The sequence below is a fragment of the Streptomyces sp. NPDC086989 genome, assembly GCF_044745505.1.
Classification (GTDB): Bacteria; Actinomycetota; Actinomycetes; order Streptomycetales; family Streptomycetaceae; genus Streptomyces.
The window spans coordinates 1-17,780 of the sequence record NZ_JBIVAL010000041.1 but is presented as its reverse complement, the minus strand read 5'-3'; the positions used below and the strand labels follow the sequence as shown (position 1 = coordinate 17,780).

Genomic DNA, 17,780 nt, shown 5'->3' with positions numbered 1-17,780 from the left:
GATACGAACGCAAGGCTGAACACTTCCTCGCCTTCGTCGGCATAGCCGCGGCCCTCATCTGCCACCGCCGCCTCACCAAATGAAACGACGTCTAAAGGGCTAGCAGGACGCGCTCGGAGCGGGGTCGGAGCCGGTCGTGGCGGCGCATCTCCATTTCCCCGTAGTAGAAATCGGCTGCGTCGGGTTCGTTCTTGGCGTCTTCGAAGGATTTGCGCAGGTGCCGGTAGATCGGTGCCAGGGAGTGCGGGGTGAGGGCGCGGATGCCTGCGGCCGGCGGGGCCCAGCCGGGAAAGCCTTGGGCGGCGCGCCAGTGGTACTCCTCGGCAAGAGTATGGCGGGTGGTCCACCGGATCAGCCGTCCCCGGTGGAGCCGCAAGCCGGATGGCGCGGGTGCGAAGGTGCAGTGGCCTTCCAGGCGGATCTGGTCGAGGTGGACGGCCGCACTGAAGACGCAGTGGGTAAGGTCTGCGTCGATGAGTACCAGGTGAGAGGCGTCCAGGCCGCTCACAGAGGTGACCTGGAGGGTTTCGGGCCGGGCGGGGAGCAGCGTTTCGGCAAGGGGGATCGCTCGCTGGCGGCCCACGAACGGCTTGGGGTGGAAGGCAACCTTCAGGGGTCCGCCTGTGACTGCGTCGGTCAGGTCGAGAGTGGCGTGGCGAAGACGCAGCGTCGCTGCGGATGCCCAGCGGGTCTGCCGGCAGACCACGGCTGTCGCGGAGGCTTCCACGAGGGCGGGGACGAGGAAGGATGCCCGGGACAGATTCACCTCTTTGGCGCAGACCATCGGGCCGAGCTGCACATCAGTGTCGAAGGTCGCGAAGTCGAAACGGACGTCTCCGTGAAAGGTGGCGCCGTCGAACCAGGCTCCCCCAGTGAAGGACGTCTCCGCGAACCAGGCGTCGTCGCGGAAGGTGCAGCGGGCGAACCAAGCGCGGCCGCGGGAGGCGGAGTGGTCGAACCAGGCCGGTCCGTTGAAGTTCGCGTCGCTGAACATGGCTGTGCTGTTGAAAGACGCCTCGGCGAACCAGGCTCTGTCCTCGAATTCCGTGTCGGAGAAACGTGCCTCGCCCTCGAAGACGGCTTTGTCGAAGCGGGCCGCGCCAGTGAAGCGCGCCTTGTCGAAGAATGCCGTACAGGCGAAGGTAGCCCTGTCGAAGAGGACGGCCCCGAAGCGGACCCGGCCGTGCTCGTCTCGCACGGCGTCCGTCAGGGAACGCAGAAGGCCTTCGGAGATGAGCGTGCCCCGGAGATCCACATCCGATCCGGGGCCCAGGCTGCCGAGATAGGCATCCCGCAGCTGTCCCTCCTCATGCCCAATGCAGCTGTCGCCACCGGTCAAACGGATGCCCAGGCAGCCCAGAGGATCGGTGTCCGTGGCCCCGAACCCGCAGCAGTCCCATGCTGGTTGTGAATACATGCGGAGATCAGATCATCCCGCCCCGCCGTACCCCTCACCGCCCTCCCCAAGCACCGATCGGGCTTGCAGCTGCAACAACGAAGATGCCCAGGACCAGTCGCGGCCAGGTGCTCGTCGACCTGCCAGGACACCTCCGAGTGCAGCACGCCGTAGCCGACTCACTCGTTTCCGGCCGGCCGCGGGCGGACAAACGCGAATTGTTCCCAGCAGCGCCGCGGCCCGCCAGTACGCGTAAGGCTCATCGGTCCACGCAGGGGTGTTCACCCGGTACCGGGGCAATCCAGCGACGAGGCCCTAGTGACCTGAGTCAGAGATTCGTCGTTAGTCGGGCATGAGTCGTCCGGGTCCGAAAATGCCGCCGTTGTCAGTAACTGATGCCCAGCGGGCGGTGCTGGAGGGGTGGTTACGTCGCCGTTCGACGGCCCAGGCGTTAGCTCAGCGGTCGCGGATCGTGCTGGAGTGCGCCGAAGGCCATTCGATCACGGAGGTGTCCCGCCGACTGCGGATCGCTCCGGACACGGTCCGCACCTGGCGGCGCCGCTTCATCGAGCGGGGACTGGACGGCTTGTGCGACGACCCGCGGCCCGGCCTCCCCCGCAGGATCACCGATGCCGACGTCGAGCGGGTCATCGTCAAGACGCTCGAGGAGACACCGAAGAACGCGACCCACTGGTCGACGAGGTCGATGGCCGCGGCCACGGGAATGTCGCAGTCGACGGTGTCACGGATATGGCGGGCGTTCGCTCTGGCCCCGCATCGGTCGCAGACGTTCAAGCTGTCCACCGATCCGCTGTTCATCGACAAGGTCCGCGACGTCGTCGGTCTGTATCTCGACCCGCCGGAGAAGGCCCTGGTCCTTTGTGTGGACGAGAAGTCGCAGATCCAGGCCCTGGCCCGATCCCAGCCGGTCCTGCCGATGGTGCCAGGAGTTCCCGAACGACGCAGCCACGACTACGTCCGGGCCGGCACCACGACCCTCTTTGCCGCGCTCGAGGTCGCCACCGGCAAGGTCATCGGCTCCCTCCACCGCCGCCACCGGGCAGCGGAGTTCAAGAAGTTCCTCGCGAAGCTCGACAAGGAAGTCCCGGCTGATCTGCAGGTTCATCTGATCCTGGACAACTACGCGACCCACAAGACACCCGACGTCAAGCGGTGGCTGCTATCCCATCCGCGGTTCCACCTGCACTTCACGCCGGCCAGCGCATCCTGGCTGAACCTGGTCGAGCGGTGGTTCGCCGAGCTGACCCATAAGAAGCTCAAGCGCGGCGTCCACCGCTCCGTCCAAGCCCTCGAACGCGACATCCGGACCTGGCTCGCTGACTGGAACGAACAACCCAGACCGTTCGTCTGGACGAAGACAGCCGACGAAATCCTCGACAAAGTCGCCGCCTACTGCCGACGAATCTCTGACTCAGATCACTAGCTCGGATCGGGCCGTGCTCAATCCGCGGGATTCACCCCGTTCCGGGCCATGGCCCGGTCGGCCGTCGTGCGTGATGCGCGCGCAACTGACTGACGCGGAGTGGGAGTTCATCGAGCCGCACCTGCCGATCGACGAGTACGGCCCGTACCCCAAGACCCTGCGGCAGCAGTTCGAGGGCGTGATCTGACGGTTCCGGACCGGCGGGCAGTGGCGGGAGATGCCGAGCGAGTTCGGTGCCTGGTCAACCGTCTCCAACCGCTTCCGCCAGTGGCGTGACGCCGGAGTGTTCGAAGCCCTGCTGGAGGACCTGATCGCGGAGGCGGCGAAGCGGGGGCAATTGCCTTTGCTCGAAGGCCCCGCGGTGCGTCGGCGGCTGGCCTACGTCGTAAGGGGGTACAGGCCTGAGCAGTCATACCCACCGCTCGGGTCCGGGGCGTACAGCGCGTAGACCGTCATGAGCAGCGCCACCAACGGCACCGGTGTGATGAGCACGGACATGGTCGCGCAGCGTCCCTGCCACGTCGACCACGCCGGCGGTCCGTACCGGCGCGCGGCGCGGCGCAGGGCGGCGTACGCCAGCAGGGAGCCAAGGGCGCACGCAAGCCCGGCCCCCGAGGTGACGTACATCCGCATGGAGGGGCCCAGGTAGTGGCAGTTCTGGAACGTGTCGGAGTCGAAGGCAGATCTCGCGACCAGCAGGCATGCCGAGGCGATCGACAACAGCGGTGCGAGCAGCGCGCGTCGGCGCCAGGCAGGGGGGACGGCGGGGGCGCTTGTGGTCATCAGTACCAGTCTGGGTCGGAGTCAACGAAGGCACGTTCCGGGCGCTTTCGCGTTTCTCGGAGTGGATGCGCCGTTCCAGGCATTCCCCGCGGTGACGATCGCTGCGTGCTGGATGGGATACAGCCGGTCAGGGTAGCGAATTTTCATAATGTTTATCGTGGTCGTGGCGCTGGGCATCCTGGCGCTCGGGATGACCGTGATCTGGCGAAGGGCTGGACGGGCAAAGAAGCGCCCTGACTGAGCCGATGACACTCGACCGATCCACAGTCCACAGCTATTGACTATTCCTCAGCTCCAAGACGGGGCGAAGTCCTGTTGACCCGGGTTGACCGGGGCAGGACGGGCAGCAAGCCCTGGGGCACCGAGCACGGCTCCGGATTGGGCACGCAACGCCGGCTTGTCGGGCGCGCGTCTCACCTGCACTGGTTCCGCTGCCTGCGGATCCGCTGGGAAGTCCGCGACGACATCCACGAGACGTTCCTCACCCTGGGAGCGCGCTGACCTGCTGGCGACGCTTGCCCTCACCCCGATGAAGGTGCGTCAACGCGTGCAGGGGAGGGCAGGACCAGGTAGTCCACATCGCCCTGACACGGCCGCGCGACGGCGTCGATGAGCTGCACTTCCCGGATCTGGGCACCGCAGTCCGGCTCGCCCTCGGTAAAGGGATCACGAGCCTGGTGACCGAGCCGCGAGGCTGCGGCGCCTACGACGTGGTGGGGTCGGCAGGCTGCGTCAGAAGCGAAATACACCCAGGTCGCGCACGGTGTCGGCCAGGGCGCGGATGAGGTCGTTTTCGGCTTCGGTCCGCCAGACCAGAGCGAAGGTCAGGGCGGCCATCTCGGGGATGGGGAGGAATCGGATGTTCGACATGCCCCAGTATCTGGTGACATGGCCGGGGAAGGTGTGGATGATGTCGCCCATGCCGATGTGGTTGATCAGCTGATCGGCGTTGTCCGAGGCCGCGTCCGTGAGGCGCTCGATCGCACGGCCGCGTGGGGTGGAGAAGGGCAGGTAACTGTCCTCCCAGTAGTCCGGCAGGCCGAGGGCAGTAGCGTGTGGGAACTCGGCGAGGAGCTCCACCGGGACGGAGTCCCGTGCCGCGAACCGGTGGTCGGCGGCCACGGCAAGGACTCGCGGGTCGGTGCACAAGGTCGGCCCGACGGTGAAGTCCGGTTCCTCCACCGGCAGCCAGAGGATCATGACGTCCATGGCGCCGCTGCGGAGCTGGCCGAACGGATCGGTGAAGGTTGCCTGGCGGATCTGGAGGCCGCATTGCGGGTGGCGCGCGCGGAACGCCTTCCAGTAGGGGTGCAGATCGACGACGTTGAAGGGCATCAGGCTGACGCGGAGCTGTGCGGTGATGCCGCGGGCCGCCAGCTGGGCTCGCTCCAGGGATTCGTGCAGGCCCGCGTAGACCGGTTGCAGGTCGTCGCGGAACTGCCGGCCGACCTCCGTCAGGCGAACCGTGCGGCTGGTACGGGCGAACAGCTCGGCCCCGATGCGCCGCTCCTGCTTCTTGATGGCCTGGCTGACGCGTGCCTGGGAGACGTGCAGCCGCTGTGCAGCCCGGCCGAAGTGCAGCTCCTCCGCCAGCACGAGGAAGATCTCGATGTCCCGCAGCTCCACCGGCCCCCGCCCCCCTATCGATAGCCCAGCGGTTATCGAACCGCGTGGAATTGTGGCTTGATCATATGCGCGGATCGCAAGATCGTTTAAGTCATGCATGCACGCATGAAGAACCGTGAAGAACGCCGCGTTCGTCCCGCCCGATGAGCGACGCCATCGACCTGACCGTGATGTACGCGATGCATGGTGCCCTGCGCCGGGAACTGGCCCAGCTCGACCGGGTCACCACCGCCGCGGACCGTGACCCCGTGCGCGTACTGGCCACCGCTGCAGGATGGACACTGTTCAAGCAGGCCCTCCGCGCGCACCACGCTGCCGAGGACGGCGCGCTGTGGCCGTCACTGCGGCAGAATCTGGCCGGCAGCCCGAAGGACCTGGCGCTGCTGGAGGTGATGGAGGCCGAGCACGCCGCCATTGCTCCGGTGATCCAGGCCATCGACGAGCTGCTGACCGAGCCCGGAGCCGACCCGCTGCGGCTGGGCCAGCTCACCGACGCGCTGACCCGCGGCCTGGCCGGACACCTCAAGCACGAGGAGGACACGGCCTTCCCACTGATGCGGCGGACGCTGACCGCCGAGCAGTGGGCCCATTTCAGCCAGGTCCACGCCCAGCACATCGGCAAGGACGCACCACTTCTGCTGCCGTGGCTCCTGGACGGCGCCGACAAGCCGACCATGACGAGGCTCCTCGCCCAGCTGCCCGCGCACGAGTACGCCGCCTGCACCGCCCGATGGATCCCGGCCTACACCGCTCTCGACCGCTGGAGTCCAGGCACCGCGGCCTGACACGCCTTCACCACCCGCCGCCCTCTCGGTCCACCGCCCGGCCGAATGCGCCCCTCGACCTCTACCACGAAGGCCATCCCAGTGTCCCCCTCTGCACACGTCACTCCGCTCCAACGCGTCTCGGATACCGAAGCCGCCGCGTGGCACCAGGTCGTCGCCGCCTCGACGGCCCACGACCTGCCGGGAGTACCGGCCCCCGACCCCGGACATATCCACGCCCAGCTCACCCAGCCTGCCCTCGGCAGCCGCCGGCTGGCCTGGCTCGCCACCGCGGCGGACGGCGCCCCCGTCGGTGTTGCCGGCCTGCGGCTGTTCACCTCAACGGGCCAGCGGCACCTGGCCGAACTGGAACTCCACGTCGATCCCGGACACCGGCGCCTGGGAACCGGCACCCTCCTGCTGTCGGCGGTCGTGGCGGCCTGCCGCGCCGAGGGCCGGCGCAGCCTCGTCGCGACAGCCGCGGCCGACAGCCCGGGCGAGGCGTTCAGCGAGCGACACGGCTTCCGCCGGGTGCTGGCATTGGACCACCTGCTGCTCGACGTCGCGCGGGCCGACGATGCCGCGGCCGACGCCGAGCATCCCGGCTACGAACTGGCCTGCTGGACCGGCACGGTTCCCGACGACCTGGCCGAGGCGTTCGCCGCTGCCAAGAACGCGATGAACGACATGCCCATGGGCGACATGGACTACGGCAGCCAGACCTGGACCGCCGACCGGGTCCGGGCCATGGCCGAAGTGCTGGTCGATCGCGGTGACGTACTGCTGACGACCGCTGCGCTCTGCAAGGGGGAGATGGCCGGATACACCGAGATCGTCATCCGTGCGGGGGAGACCCGCCGGGCACTGCAGTACGACACCGTCGTGGTGCCCGCACACCGCGGCCACGGGCTCGGGCTGTGGGTCAAGGCAGAAATGGTGCGCAGGCTCCGCGCCGAGCAGCCCGGAATCGTGGAGATCGAGACCGACAACGCACAGGACAACACACACATGCTCGCCGTGAACCGGCAGCTGGGCTTCCGCTTCCACCGCGGCACCCACGAACACCAACTCGACCTGCCCACCACCTGACCACTCCACGGCCTGACCACTCCACCAAAGAGAACACCCCATGCAGAAGTTCGAGACCACCGACGCGATCGCCGCCATTGTGGAGATACCCGCCGGACGCATCAGCCTCCTTGCCGCCGACCGCGCCGAGACCACCGTCGAGGTGCGTCCCGCGGACGCCAGCAAGGGCCGTGATGTAAAGGCCGCGGAGCAGACCACGGTCGAATTCGGCGACGGCGTGCTGCGCGTCATCGCGCCGGAGGCGAGGAACCAGGTGCTGAGCAACCCGGATCTGGCGAGGTGACGGTTCAGCTCCCCACCGGCTCCCGCGTCGAGGCCGCCTCCGCCGCCGCAGAGGTGCGCACCGAAGGCCGGCTCGGCGTCGTCGCCGTCCATGGCGCCCACCGCCGCATGGAGATCGCCGACGTGGAAGGCCTGCGCCTCACCTCTGTCGACGGCGATGTCCACGTCGGCCGGCTGGGCGGCCCCGCGGAGATCTCCACCGCGCGGGGCGGCATCACCATCGGCGAGGCGATGCGCGGCACGGTGGTGCTCCGCACCCAGCACGGCGACATCTCGATCGCCGCCGCCCCCGGCGTCTCCGCCGCGCTGGACGCCGACCCCCGCCACCTCAGCAACACCCTGAAGAACAACGGCTCCCCCGTGCTGGAGATCAGCGCCATCAGCGGCAACGGCGACATCTCCGCCCGTAGCCTCTGACCCCCCTCATCCGTCACCTCCTCCTTCCCGACACTTCCACCCGACCAGGGAGCACCCCACCATGTCCCAGTTCACCGCTTCCGGACAGCGCAAGATCCGCGACGTGCTGGCCCGCCACGTCGACTCCGGCAAGATCCCCGGCGTCGTGGCCCTGTACAGCAAGGACGACGAGACGCACGTCGAGACGCTCGGCGCGATGGAGCGCGACGGCGGCACGCCGATGCGCCGGGACACCATCTTCCGGATGGCGTCCACCTCCAAGCCGGTCTCGATTGCGGCGGCGATGGTGCTGCTCGACGAGTGCCGGCTGCGGCTGGACGACCCGGTGGACCGATGGCTGCCGGAGCTGGCCGACCGTCGGGTGCTGAAGACGTTCGACGGCCCGATCGACGAGACGGTCCCGGCGCGCCGTCCAGTCACCGTCCGGGACGTGCTGACGTCCACCTTCGGCCTCGGTATGGACATGACCTCGATCGGTACGCCGATCATGAACGAGGTCTTCGCACAGGGGCTGACGCCCAACCTGCCCACGCCGATGCCCGAGCAGGATGAGTGGCTGCGCCGCCTGGGCGCGCTGCCGCTGATGCACCAGCCCGGCGACCACTGGCAGTACCAGCTCGCCAGCGACCTGGCCGGCGTACTGGTCTCCCGGGTGACCGGCAAAACCTTCGAGGAGGCGCTGCGCGAACACGTCTTCGGCCCGCTGGGGATGGAGGACACCGGCTTCCACGTCCCGGACGACAAGATCGACCGGCTGCCGGTCCTCTACGCGCCCGACCCTGAGTCCGGCGAGTTCCACGTATGGGACGAGTCCAAGGGCGGCCGGTGGAACATCCCTCCGGCGTTCCATGGCGGTGGCGGTGGTCTAGTCTCCACCGCGGACGACTACCACGCCTACTTCAAGATGCTGCTGAACGGCGGCAAGCACGGCGGCGAGCGCGTTCTGTCCAGGCAGGCGGTGCAGCTGATGACCACCAACCGCCTCACCCCCGCGCAGAACGCCGCCCGCACCGAGCTGGCCACCAACAACGTCCACATCTCCTTCGGCCAGGGCCAGCACGGCGGTTGGGGCTTCGGGATGGCGGTGCGGACCTACCGCGGCGACTACGCTCCCGTCGGCCAGTTCGGCTGGGACGGCGGCGCCGGCACCTCCACCTACGCCGACCCCGTGAACAACGTCGTCGGCATCCTCCTCACCCAGGTCGGCACATCGGTCCCCGACTCGGTCCACCTGATGCACGACTTCTGGACCACTCTGTACCAGGCGATCGAGGACTGATCGCCGGCACGTCCGTTCCCTCAGCACATGCGGATGGGGCAGTGGTCGGACTGCACCCATGCCGCGCCCGGAGCGGGCCGGGGCCCACGTCGCGATGGACTGCTACGCCTCGTCTCCGTACCCGGATCCGAAGGCACCCGCGAACTCCCCTGGGCCCGCTGATCCCGCTGATCAGCACCTCCCGACACGAACCCGCCCCAACGGGCGCGAGGCAGGCAAGCCGGAAGACCCGGATGCTGCCGCACCGACGCCGGCCGATGCCGGCACCTATAGAAATGAGAATCACGACATGCGTGTGCTGTTGATGGCTTACGGGTCGCGCGGCGACATAGCGCCGCTGGCGGGACTGGCGGCGCAGTTGCGGAAGCTCGGCGCGGAGGTACGCGTGTGCGCACCGCCGGACGAGGAGTTCGCCGAACTTCTGGCCGGTGTCGGTGCGGAGCTGGTGCCCTTCGGGCGGGACGTGCGCGCGCTGCGGACGGGAGCGCCGCCGTCGGACGCGGCCGCGTTCGCGGCCGAGCTGGTCGCCGCGCACTTCGACACGGTCGGCAAGGCGGCCGAGGACTGTGACGTGCTGGTGGCGAGCGGTCTGATGCCGGCCGGCGCCCGCTCGGTGGCCGAGAAGCTGGGCATCCACTACGTGTACGCGGGTTTCCACCCGTTCGAGATGCCTTCCCCGCACTATCCGCCGCCGCCGCGGCCCGGAACGCCGGCTCCGGCCGACATGACCGACCGCCGGGCCCTGTGGGACCTGGACACCCAGAAGGTCAACGCCCTCTACCTCCAGCCCCTCAACGCCCACCGTGCGGCGATCGGCCTCGCCCCCGTGGACGACGTCCGCGCGCACGTCTTCACCGAACGGCCGTGGCTGGCGGTGGACCCGGTCCTGGGCCCGTGGCAGGAACTGCCGGACCTCGACGTCGTGCAGACCGGTGCGTGGATTCTGCCCGACGAACGCCCCCTGCCCGCCGGCCTGGAGGCGTTCCTGGACGCCGGCACCCCGCCGGTGTACGTCGGCTTCGGCAGCATGCCCATGGCCGCAGCCACCGACATCGCCCGGGCAACCGTCGAGGCGGCCCGCGCACAGGGCCGCCGCGTGCTCGTCTCCCGCGGCTGGGCAGACCTGGGTCTGGTCGACGATGCGGGCGACTGCTTCGCCGTCGGCGACGTCAACCACCAGGCGCTGTTCCGCCGGGTCGCCGCCGTCGTACACCACGGCGGCGCAGGCACCACGACCACCGCGGCCCTGGCCGGTGCACCCCAGGTGGTAGTCCCCCAGTTCGTGGACCAGCCGCACTGGGCCGCCCGCGTGGCGGAACTCGGCATCGGAGCGGCCCACGACGGCCCGACCCCGACCTTCGAGTCCCTGTCGGCCGCCCTCAGGACGGCACTGACCCCCGAAACGGCAGCACGGGCGAAGGCTCTCGCCGGTACGATCCGCACCGACGGGACGACGGTGGCCGCGAAGCTGCTCCTCGACACGGAGCACGCCGCGCCGATGAGCCGCGAACAGATTTCCAAGATCGCCCATGCCGACCACCCGATCAAGTCCCCGCTCGACGACGAATCGGTCAGCCGGCTGCTCGAACGCGGCCTGCCGCGTGGCGACGAGCGAGTCCTCGACCTCGGATGCGGCACGGCGGAATGGCTGCTGCGCGCCCTGGCCACGCGCCCGCACCTGCACGCCGAAGGCGTCGACGTCTCCGAAGTCGCCCTGACGCAGGCCCGCCAGGCAGCGAGCAGACTCGGAGTCGACGAGCGCCTGGTCCTCCACCAGCAGGAGGCCGCGGACTTCGTCTCTCGACAGCCGTTCGACCTGGTGATCAGCGTCGGCGCCACTCATGCCTTCGGCGGTCTCCTTCCCACGCTCGTGGCAGCCCGCGAGCACCTGGCTCCCGGCGGCCGCGTCCTGATCGGCGAGTCGTTCTGGGACCGCGACCCGTCACCGGCGGCCGTCGAGATGTTCGGTGACCTCGACGACCTGGCGACGACGGTGGACCGCCTCGTCGCCGACGGCTGGACCCCGGTCCACGGCCACGTCAGCACCCGGGCTGAGCTGGACGCCTACGAGTGGGCCTGCTGGGGCTCGCTGGCCGCATGGGCTCTGGACCACCCCGCGGATCCGGCCGCCGCGCAGGTGCTGGAAACGGCCAACGCCCAGCGTTCGCAGTGGCTGCACGGTTACCGGGACAGCTTCGGCTTCGTCTGCATGGTGCTGCGTCGGACCTCGGAGTGATCGCGTAGGCCGCCGGCAAGCCCACGCACACGGGGCCCCTCCATGGCCGCCCGCCCCCGTGGCGGCCGGAAAGTGAAGAAACAGATGCAACCGACGTTCGTACTCGTGCACGGAGCATTCGCGAACTCCTTCTCCTTCGCGCCCCTTCAGGCCGAACTCGGCCTCCTAGGGCACCGCTCTGTCGCCGTCGACCTGCCCGGCCACGGGTTCCAGGCGACCTTCACCCACGCCTATCAGGCACCGCAGGACCCCGCCGGTCTCGCGAGCGCGCCCGGCTCGATCAAGGGCGTCACGCTCGCCGACAACGTCGCGCACCTGATCGGCATCCTCGAACGGGCCAATCGGAACGGCCCCGTGATCCTCGTCACCCACAGCCGCGGCGGTGCCACGGTCACGGCCGCGGCCAACGCGCGCCCGGACCTGATCGACCGCCTCGTCTACGTCTCGGCCTGGGCCCCGGTCGACCTCGACGTCAACGACTACTACGCCGAGCCGGAGATGGCCGGGGTCGACCCCGCTGCCTTCGCCGCGGCGCTGGCCGGGAACCCCGCCGACCTCGGCCTGCTCCGCGTCAACTTCCGCACCGCGAACCCGGACTCGCTCGCGGCGTTCAAGGCGACCTTCTTCGCCGACGGCACCGACGAGCAGTTCCTCACCTTCCTCAACACCTTCCAGCCCGACGAGAACCTGGACGCCGGCGGCTCCGCCGACCGGGCGCAGGCCGCGACCTGGGGCCGCATCCCCAAGACCTACATCCGCCTGGCCGACGACGCGAGCCTGCCCCTCGCCATGCAGGACCGCCTGATCCGCGAGGGCAACGAGTTGACGCCGGACAACGCGTACGACGTCCGCACGCTGGAGGGCAGCCACCTGAAGTGGCTGGTCGACCCCGCGCCGGCCGCCCGCATTCTGGGCGAACTTGCCACGCTCCCCGTCCCGTCCGCCGAAAGCGCGATCGGAACGGGGTGAACGGTTCGGCGGTGGTGGGACAAGGAACGAGAGCGTCCCTGTGGGCGCACCCTCCACCGCCCCGCCACTGAGATCGGACGCCGACCGGGTGACAGCCTTCGCCACGGCCGTCACCCGGGCTCCACGCCGACCCAGGATGGTCGGCCTGGCCAAGAAGCTACGGAAATAGGAGATCAACGAAGTGCGTGTGGTGTTGTCGACGTATGGGTCACGTGGGGACGTCGAACCGTTGGTAGGGCTGGCGGTGCGGTTGCGGGAACTCGGCGCGGAGGTGCGGGTGTGCGCGCCGCCGGACGAGGACTTCGCGGAGCGGCTGGCCGGGGTCGGAGTGTCCATGGTGGGCGTCGGGCAGTCAGCACGCAGGCTGACTACTGCGGCCCCACCGCCGTCGAAGGTCAACCTGCCCCAGCGTGCAGCGGAATTGATCGCCAGTCAGCTGCAGGTGATACCCGCGGCAGCCGAAGGGTGTGACCTGCTGGTGGCGACAGGCGCAATGCCGGCCATCGCCGGGGCGCGGTCGGTAGCCGAGAAGCTGGACATCGGCTACGTATCCGTGATCTTCCAGCAGCTGACCCTGCCCTCGCCGCACCGCCCGCCGCTGGCGTACCCGGGGCAGCCGTTCCCGCCGGAGGTGACCGACAACCGGGCACTGTGGGACCTGGACGCCCAGAGCATCAACGCGCTGTTCGGTGAGGCGCTCAACACCAACCGGACGTCGATCGGCCTGCCCCCGGTGGACAACGTCCGCGACTACGCTTTCGGCGACCGGCCGTGGCTGGCGACGGACCCGGTGCTGGACCCGTGGCTGGAGACGCCGGACTACGACATCGTGCAGACCGGCGCGTGGGTGCTGCCCGACGACCGGCCGCTCCCGGCTGATCTGGTGGCCTTCCTGGATGCCGGCGCGCCGCCCGTGTACGTGGGCTTCGGCAGCATGGCCGTGCGTGCAGGGGAGGACGCGGCCCGGGTGGCCATCGAGGCGGTCCGCGCGAGCGGGTGCCGGGTACTCGTCGGGCGTGGCTGGGCGGACCTGGGCCTCATCGACGACCGGGACGACTGCTTCGCCGTCGGCGAGGTCAACCACCAGCAGCTGTTCGGACGGATAGCCGCCGTCGTGCACCACGGGGGCGCGGGTACGACTACGACGGCCGCTCGGGCCGGCGCTCCCCAGGTGGTGGTGCCCCAATTGGCGGACCAGCCGTACTGGGCTGGCCGGGTGGCCGAGCTGGGCATCGGCGTAGCGCACGATGGTCCGGTGCCGACCGCCGCGTCCCTGTCGGCCGCGCTCATGACCGCCCTTGAACCGGAAACCGGCAGCCGGGCGAAGGCCGTGGCCGGCACGGTCCGCACCGACGGGGCGATGGTGGCCGCGAAACTACTGCTCGACGCTGTCAGCTGAGCTTGTTTTTTATGCTTTGCGAGCTTTGCGGCGACGTCGTCGTCGGGGCCGAGCCGGACCGCGTCGAGCAACTGGCACCACGACGTCCGCCCGGTCTCCAGCGCGGCGACGAATGAGTACGGCCAGCCGGGGATGAACTGGTTCGAGGAGCGTCCCGAACACCCGTAGACGTGGCAGAACAGGCGGTCCGGGCTGGTCGGCGCGTCGAGCCGCAGCCACGCGGAGACATCGACGGCCAGGACCAGGCGCCCGTCGGCGGCCTTGGGCTGCGGCAGCATGGCCAGCGCCTTGCGCAGCCTGTCCACGTCGATGCGGCCCTGGTTGAGCGCGCCGTACAACGCGCCGTGCCCACGCCGGTGCTCGGCCAGCAGCGTCAGATCGACCGGCGAAGTCACCGGGCCGTCCTCGCAGAGCATCGCGTCGCACAGCTCGAACAGGGTGTCACCGCGCCGGGTCAGGCATGCGTAGAGGTCCTCCCGAAAGTGGGACTTGAAGTCGAACGCCTCGTCCCGGACATCGTGATGCAGCAGACTCATCCTTGGCGGCCTTCGCTCGATTCCGTACCTCTGTGACGGAGCACAGGATCGAGTGAGGGCCACTCTCGCGTCCGACACTTCCCTCCACGAGCGGTCACGTTCGAGAGCCATTTCGATCGGAACTCAGTGTTCCTGGGTCAGCTGCGGAGCAGTGAGGCGTGGATGCGGGCGATGGCCCACAGCACCTCGTCGCGGTTCTTGGCTCGCTGTATCCATGCGGGCAGGCGAGCCACCACGGTCATCTTCCGGCCGTGGTCGTGCCAGGGAATTCCCTCGCGCAGCGACGCCTGCACGAATCGTTTGATCAGGTCCAGGTGTTCCAGGTTGTAGGCCCACACCCACCCGTGCCGGGTCTCGGTCTGCAGCCCCAGGCGGGCGCCGAAGTACGGGTCTGCGGCCCACTCGTGCGGGTCCCGGTGCAAGGCCACATGTCCACGGCTCCACTCCTCGCCGTCCCGCAGTTCCGGCAGACGAGACGCCTTGGCGCAAAGAGGTCCGGATCGTGCACACCGGCCGGCTCCGGTCCTGCCACGACGTGCGCAACCTTGTCACAGCTGGGGCAGCGCACGAGAACGGACGTGAGGAAGTCGTACTTCGTGCTCCGTGGGTCCCGGAACCGATGGCGTGTGGAGATCGGACTCATCGGACCAGTATGCGAGCCGAGCGGCGAAGGAGCCCTACGGGTTAAATGCCAAGCTCAGTGCGCTGCGATGTGGCGCGGCCACGAGGAGGCCCCCGGCGCGGTGGGAGGCTCGTCCCTGTCCGTGGTCCACCGTCTGATAGCTGCCCACGCGTCCTTGCTAGCCCGCCGGCAGGCCGAACTTTCCCCCTTCAAGGGCCCTGACGGCACTCTGCTGGGCAACGACTACAACGACCACGACGCGGCCGCCGACCGGCACGTCGACGAGCGCCTCCAGATGCTCGGGACGGTCATGGCCGTGCTGGCCGGAGAGTTCGGCCGGCCGGGCGGGACCCCGTCGCCGGAGCCGGACGCGCAGGCAGGGATCCGCTCCGTCCTGGATGCCATGACCGATCCCGACCTTGAGGGCGACGACATCGTCGAGGCCATCAAGTACCGGCTCGACGCCCTCGGCTTCGACCTGAGCATCCCCGGCGAGTTCGAGGACGAAGACGCCTGACCCCCTCCCGCCCAGGCGCACCACCGGCCGGGCCACTGGCCTCCCCCTCCCGTCCATGAAAGCGAGTCACCGATGTCCGACCTGACCAGCGTGTGGCAAGCCCACCGCGCGGCCGACGAGCTGAGCAGCACCCTCGCATCGTTCTACGAGGAGGGGAACCCCTCCGGTCAGCAAGAACTCACCAACACACAGCGGCAGTCGCTCACCAGGCAGTTCGACAAGCTGCGGCGCCTGCTCGGCGACGTGGGTGTCGCGGTCCCGTTACCCTCCACGGCGGGTCCGTAGCTCTTCGGACCCCCAGAACCCGCCCACTTACCAACCAGCGCCGACAACACGCAAGGACGTCGCGTGAACACACGCCACCAAAAGCCCCCATCCGCACCGATCACGCCGACGGAACGGAGTGCACCCACCCACCCAAAGCCCCGGACTGCCCCGGCGACCTGAGTGACCAGGTCGTGTCCGAGCACGAACCGGGCCAGGGCCGTGAAGACGGTGTCGTCGGTGGCGACGGTCTCATCGACCGTCAAGGTGTCGGACTCGCCGACCGAATAGCTGGCGTACCCGTCCGGGACGCCGTCGGTGTCACGGTGGACGGCGACGTAGCGCGGCGCCGGAGAGACCGGGGGCTGGCCCGCGCCCGAGGCCCACCAGCGGTGCGGCCGGGGCAGCGCGCCGGGCTGCGCGCGGCGGTAGCGGTCGTAGACCTCTTCCAGGACCTCGCCGCACTCGGCGCGCCGCAGCACCTCGACCGACCCGGCGCCCGAACCGACCGCCGGTGCGTCGGACGTTCCGCGCGCCCGAAGGGAGGGCGAGGGAGGCCTGGTGGCGCGGCGCCGTCAGCCGCTGCGTGTAGGTCGCCGGTCCGTAGCCGAACCTGCGGTATATGAGGGCCTCGGAGACCAGCAGTACGGCGAGGAACTCCCCCCGTGCTCGAAGCTCGGCGAGCTGATGCCGCATCATCGCGCTGAGCACGCCTCGGCGTCGGTGCGAGGGCAGGACACCGACGGCGGTCACCCCTCTGGCCGGGGCGAGGACCTAGCCGGACAGGGTGAGCTCGAGGGAGTATGCACCGGCGGTTCCGATGGGCCGCCCGCCCGCCGCCATGGCGAGCAGGTTGCGGTCCATCTCGAGCGCCGACCACCAGACACCGCCACTCCCGGTCGGGGTTTCCGGGAAGCGCCCGAACGCGGCGTGGAGTGTGTCGACGAAGACGTCGAGGTCCTGGTCGGTCGTGGGACGAATCTCCATTGCTGCGGCCGCCTCCCCGGGATGCCGGCACCACGACTCATGGTGTCCCGCCGCAGTGCAGCCTTCACCCCCGCCCAGGTCAAGCGGATTACGGCAGGGCCCGCGGCCGGTCACGGAACAGCCCGTTCCCGCCCCGGCCACAGCCCGCGCGCCGTACTCAGGTGTTGTCCCACACCACGACGTCGAAGGTGCCCCGCACGTCGAAGGCCTGCCCGGCCAACTGCTTGACGGCCAGGCGGACCACTCTGCCCTGGTTCGTCCTGCCGCACACGACCATGCCGGTCTTCATCTCGATGTCTTTGGCGGTGGCCTGCGTCTCCGTGACTCCCGCACAGTCCGCGTACGAGGGGACCCTGCCGGAGTTCTCCCACACGAGCGCCTTCGCACCGTGCTCGGGACGCAGCATGCGGCCGCTGAGCTGGAAGACCGTGAAGTCGTTCTCCTGGTTGATCTCGGACCGCGAGGGCGGCGTGGAGTCGAGATCCCTGCCCTCGGCGTACGCAATCACCAGGGCGCCCTCCCACCGCACCGTGCCGGCGACTTTCGGGGACGGCGTCTGAGACGGTGCGGCCAGCGAAGGGGTGGCCTGGCCGCCCGAAGGGCTCGCACTGCCCGGGGCGGAGTCCAGGGTGGTGGGGGCAGCCACCTGCGGTGCGGAAGCCTGGCCTGCAGGGGGCGCCGGCGCGCCCTTCGCGCCGCCGCGGCCGGAGTCCAGCAGATAGGCGCCGAGTACCGAGATCACCGCCGCCGCCAGGGTCGCTCCGGCACCGATCCACGCACCACGGTGCGACGAGCTACGGATCGGCGCCCCGGGCGGCCCCCCCAAACCGGGTGCCCCGCCGACGCCGGCCGTCTGGTCGGCCGGAGCCGTCTGCCAGCCGTGACCCGGCTGTTCGCTGCTCACTGCTCTGCATCCCCCTGCGTCGTGATCTTGATAGAGGAGTAGGTTAACTCGTCCTGGGATTCCGGCACTTGTATGTGCAGTCTTTAGACGTCGTTTCATTTGGTGAGGCGGCGGTGGCAGATGAGGGCCGCGGCTATGCCGACGAAGGCGAGGAAGTGTTCATCCTTGCGTTCGTAGCGGCGGTGGAGCCGACGGCAGCCGGCGAGCCAGGACACGGTCCTCTCGACGACCCATCGGTGGCGGCCGAGCCGCTGCGAGGACTCGAT

At 69.3% G+C, this 17,780-nt stretch carries 15 protein-coding genes and 5 pseudogenes; 12 read left to right on the top strand and 8 right to left on the bottom strand.

The genetic code is table 11. The features are described 5' to 3' along the window. Positions 1–91: 91 nt before the first annotated feature. Positions 92–1,417 (bottom strand): pentapeptide repeat-containing protein, encoded by a 1,326-nt coding sequence (locus ACIPK4_RS39595; RefSeq protein ID WP_402322672.1) that lies wholly within the window; start codon positions 1,415–1,417, stop codon positions 92–94. A gap of 331 nt (positions 1,418–1,748) precedes the next feature. On the opposite strand from ACIPK4_RS39595, the gene ACIPK4_RS39590 reads away from it, so the two are divergent. Further along, positions 1,749–2,840 carry an IS630 family transposase gene (locus tag ACIPK4_RS39590; RefSeq protein ID WP_402322669.1) on the top strand — a complete coding sequence of 364 codons (1,092 nt, stop codon included), beginning with the start codon at positions 1,749–1,751 and terminating at the stop codon, positions 2,838–2,840. A gap of 202 nt (positions 2,841–3,042) precedes the next feature. Next, positions 3,043–3,288: pseudogene (locus tag ACIPK4_RS39585) on the top strand (transposase); the annotation flags it as partial. Here the strand turns inward: ACIPK4_RS39585 and ACIPK4_RS39580 are convergent. Both ACIPK4_RS39580 and ACIPK4_RS39575 read right to left on the bottom strand, forming a co-directional pair. Continuing rightward, a complete protein-coding gene (locus tag ACIPK4_RS39580) occupies positions 3,219–3,623 on the bottom strand; it encodes a hypothetical protein (RefSeq protein WP_402322666.1) in 405 nt (134 codons plus the stop codon). The pseudogene ACIPK4_RS39585 and the gene ACIPK4_RS39580 overlap by 70 nt on opposite strands. A gap of 732 nt (positions 3,624–4,355) precedes the next feature. Further along, the gene (locus ACIPK4_RS39575; RefSeq protein WP_402322663.1) at positions 4,356–5,249 is read right to left on the bottom strand and encodes a LysR family transcriptional regulator; all 894 of its coding nucleotides are present in this window, start codon (positions 5,247–5,249) and stop codon (positions 4,356–4,358) included. A gap of 143 nt (positions 5,250–5,392) precedes the next feature. Here ACIPK4_RS39575 and ACIPK4_RS39570 point away from each other — a divergent pair, with 143 nt between their 5' ends. The 8 genes and pseudogenes from ACIPK4_RS39570 to ACIPK4_RS39535 all read left to right on the top strand — a co-directional run bounded on the left by ACIPK4_RS39570 (position 5,393) and on the right by ACIPK4_RS39535 (position 13,684). Continuing rightward, complete coding sequence (locus ACIPK4_RS39570) at positions 5,393–6,034, top strand: hemerythrin domain-containing protein (protein WP_388569614.1); 642 nt, start codon at positions 5,393–5,395, stop codon at positions 6,032–6,034. Between the two features lie 81 nt (positions 6,035–6,115). Further along, entirely contained in the window at positions 6,116–7,102 is a 987-nt protein-coding gene (locus ACIPK4_RS39565) for a GNAT family N-acetyltransferase (RefSeq protein ID WP_402322660.1), read from the top strand. A gap of 40 nt (positions 7,103–7,142) precedes the next feature. Next, positions 7,143–7,801 (top strand): annotated as a pseudogene (locus ACIPK4_RS39560) (hypothetical protein). Positions 7,802–7,862: 61 nt separating this feature from the next. Beyond that, complete coding sequence (locus ACIPK4_RS39555; RefSeq protein WP_402322657.1) at positions 7,863–9,080, top strand: serine hydrolase domain-containing protein; 1,218 nt, start codon at positions 7,863–7,865, stop codon at positions 9,078–9,080. Positions 9,081–9,369: 289 nt separating this feature from the next. Then, positions 9,370–10,560: pseudogene (locus ACIPK4_RS39550) on the top strand (glycosyltransferase); the annotation flags it as partial. 18 nt (positions 10,561–10,578) lie between these two features. After that, a complete protein-coding gene (locus ACIPK4_RS39545; protein ID WP_402322681.1) occupies positions 10,579–11,316 on the top strand; it encodes an SAM-dependent methyltransferase in 738 nt (245 codons plus the stop codon). A gap of 84 nt (positions 11,317–11,400) precedes the next feature. Further along, positions 11,401–12,285, top strand: a complete 885-nt coding sequence (locus ACIPK4_RS39540) for an alpha/beta hydrolase (RefSeq protein WP_402322655.1) — start codon at positions 11,401–11,403, stop codon at positions 12,283–12,285. A gap of 187 nt (positions 12,286–12,472) precedes the next feature. Further along, positions 12,473–13,684 (top strand): glycosyltransferase, encoded by a 1,212-nt coding sequence (locus ACIPK4_RS39535; protein ID WP_402322678.1) that lies wholly within the window; start codon positions 12,473–12,475, stop codon positions 13,682–13,684. A gap of 29 nt (positions 13,685–13,713) precedes the next feature. On the opposite strand, the pseudogene ACIPK4_RS39530 reads toward ACIPK4_RS39535, so the two are convergent. Then, positions 13,714–14,220, bottom strand: a pseudogene (locus ACIPK4_RS39530) (transposase); the annotation flags it as partial. Between the two features lie 137 nt (positions 14,221–14,357). Further along, complete coding sequence (locus tag ACIPK4_RS39525; protein WP_402322652.1) at positions 14,358–14,648, bottom strand: hypothetical protein; 291 nt, start codon at positions 14,646–14,648, stop codon at positions 14,358–14,360. Positions 14,649–14,963: 315 nt separating this feature from the next. On the opposite strand from ACIPK4_RS39525, the gene ACIPK4_RS39520 reads away from it, so the two are divergent. Both ACIPK4_RS39520 and ACIPK4_RS39515 read left to right on the top strand, forming a co-directional pair. Continuing rightward, positions 14,964–15,359: a hypothetical protein gene (locus tag ACIPK4_RS39520; RefSeq protein WP_402322649.1), complete on the top strand. Its 396-nt coding sequence runs from the start codon at positions 14,964–14,966 to the stop codon at positions 15,357–15,359. Between the two features lie 72 nt (positions 15,360–15,431). Next, positions 15,432–15,644 (top strand): hypothetical protein, encoded by a 213-nt coding sequence (locus tag ACIPK4_RS39515; RefSeq protein ID WP_402322683.1) that lies wholly within the window; start codon positions 15,432–15,434, stop codon positions 15,642–15,644. A gap of 155 nt (positions 15,645–15,799) precedes the next feature. Here the strand turns inward: ACIPK4_RS39515 and ACIPK4_RS39510 are convergent. The 3 genes and pseudogenes from ACIPK4_RS39510 to ACIPK4_RS39500 form a co-directional block, all read right to left on the bottom strand. After that, positions 15,800–16,610, bottom strand: a pseudogene (locus tag ACIPK4_RS39510) (GNAT family N-acetyltransferase); the annotation flags it as partial. A gap of 157 nt (positions 16,611–16,767) precedes the next feature. Then, positions 16,768–17,514 (bottom strand): hypothetical protein, encoded by a 747-nt coding sequence (locus tag ACIPK4_RS39505; RefSeq protein WP_402322646.1) that lies wholly within the window; start codon positions 17,512–17,514, stop codon positions 16,768–16,770. 95 nt (positions 17,515–17,609) lie between these two features. After that, a partial coding sequence (locus ACIPK4_RS39500; protein WP_402322675.1) for a transposase occupies positions 17,610–17,780 on the bottom strand: 171 nt, incomplete at its 5' end.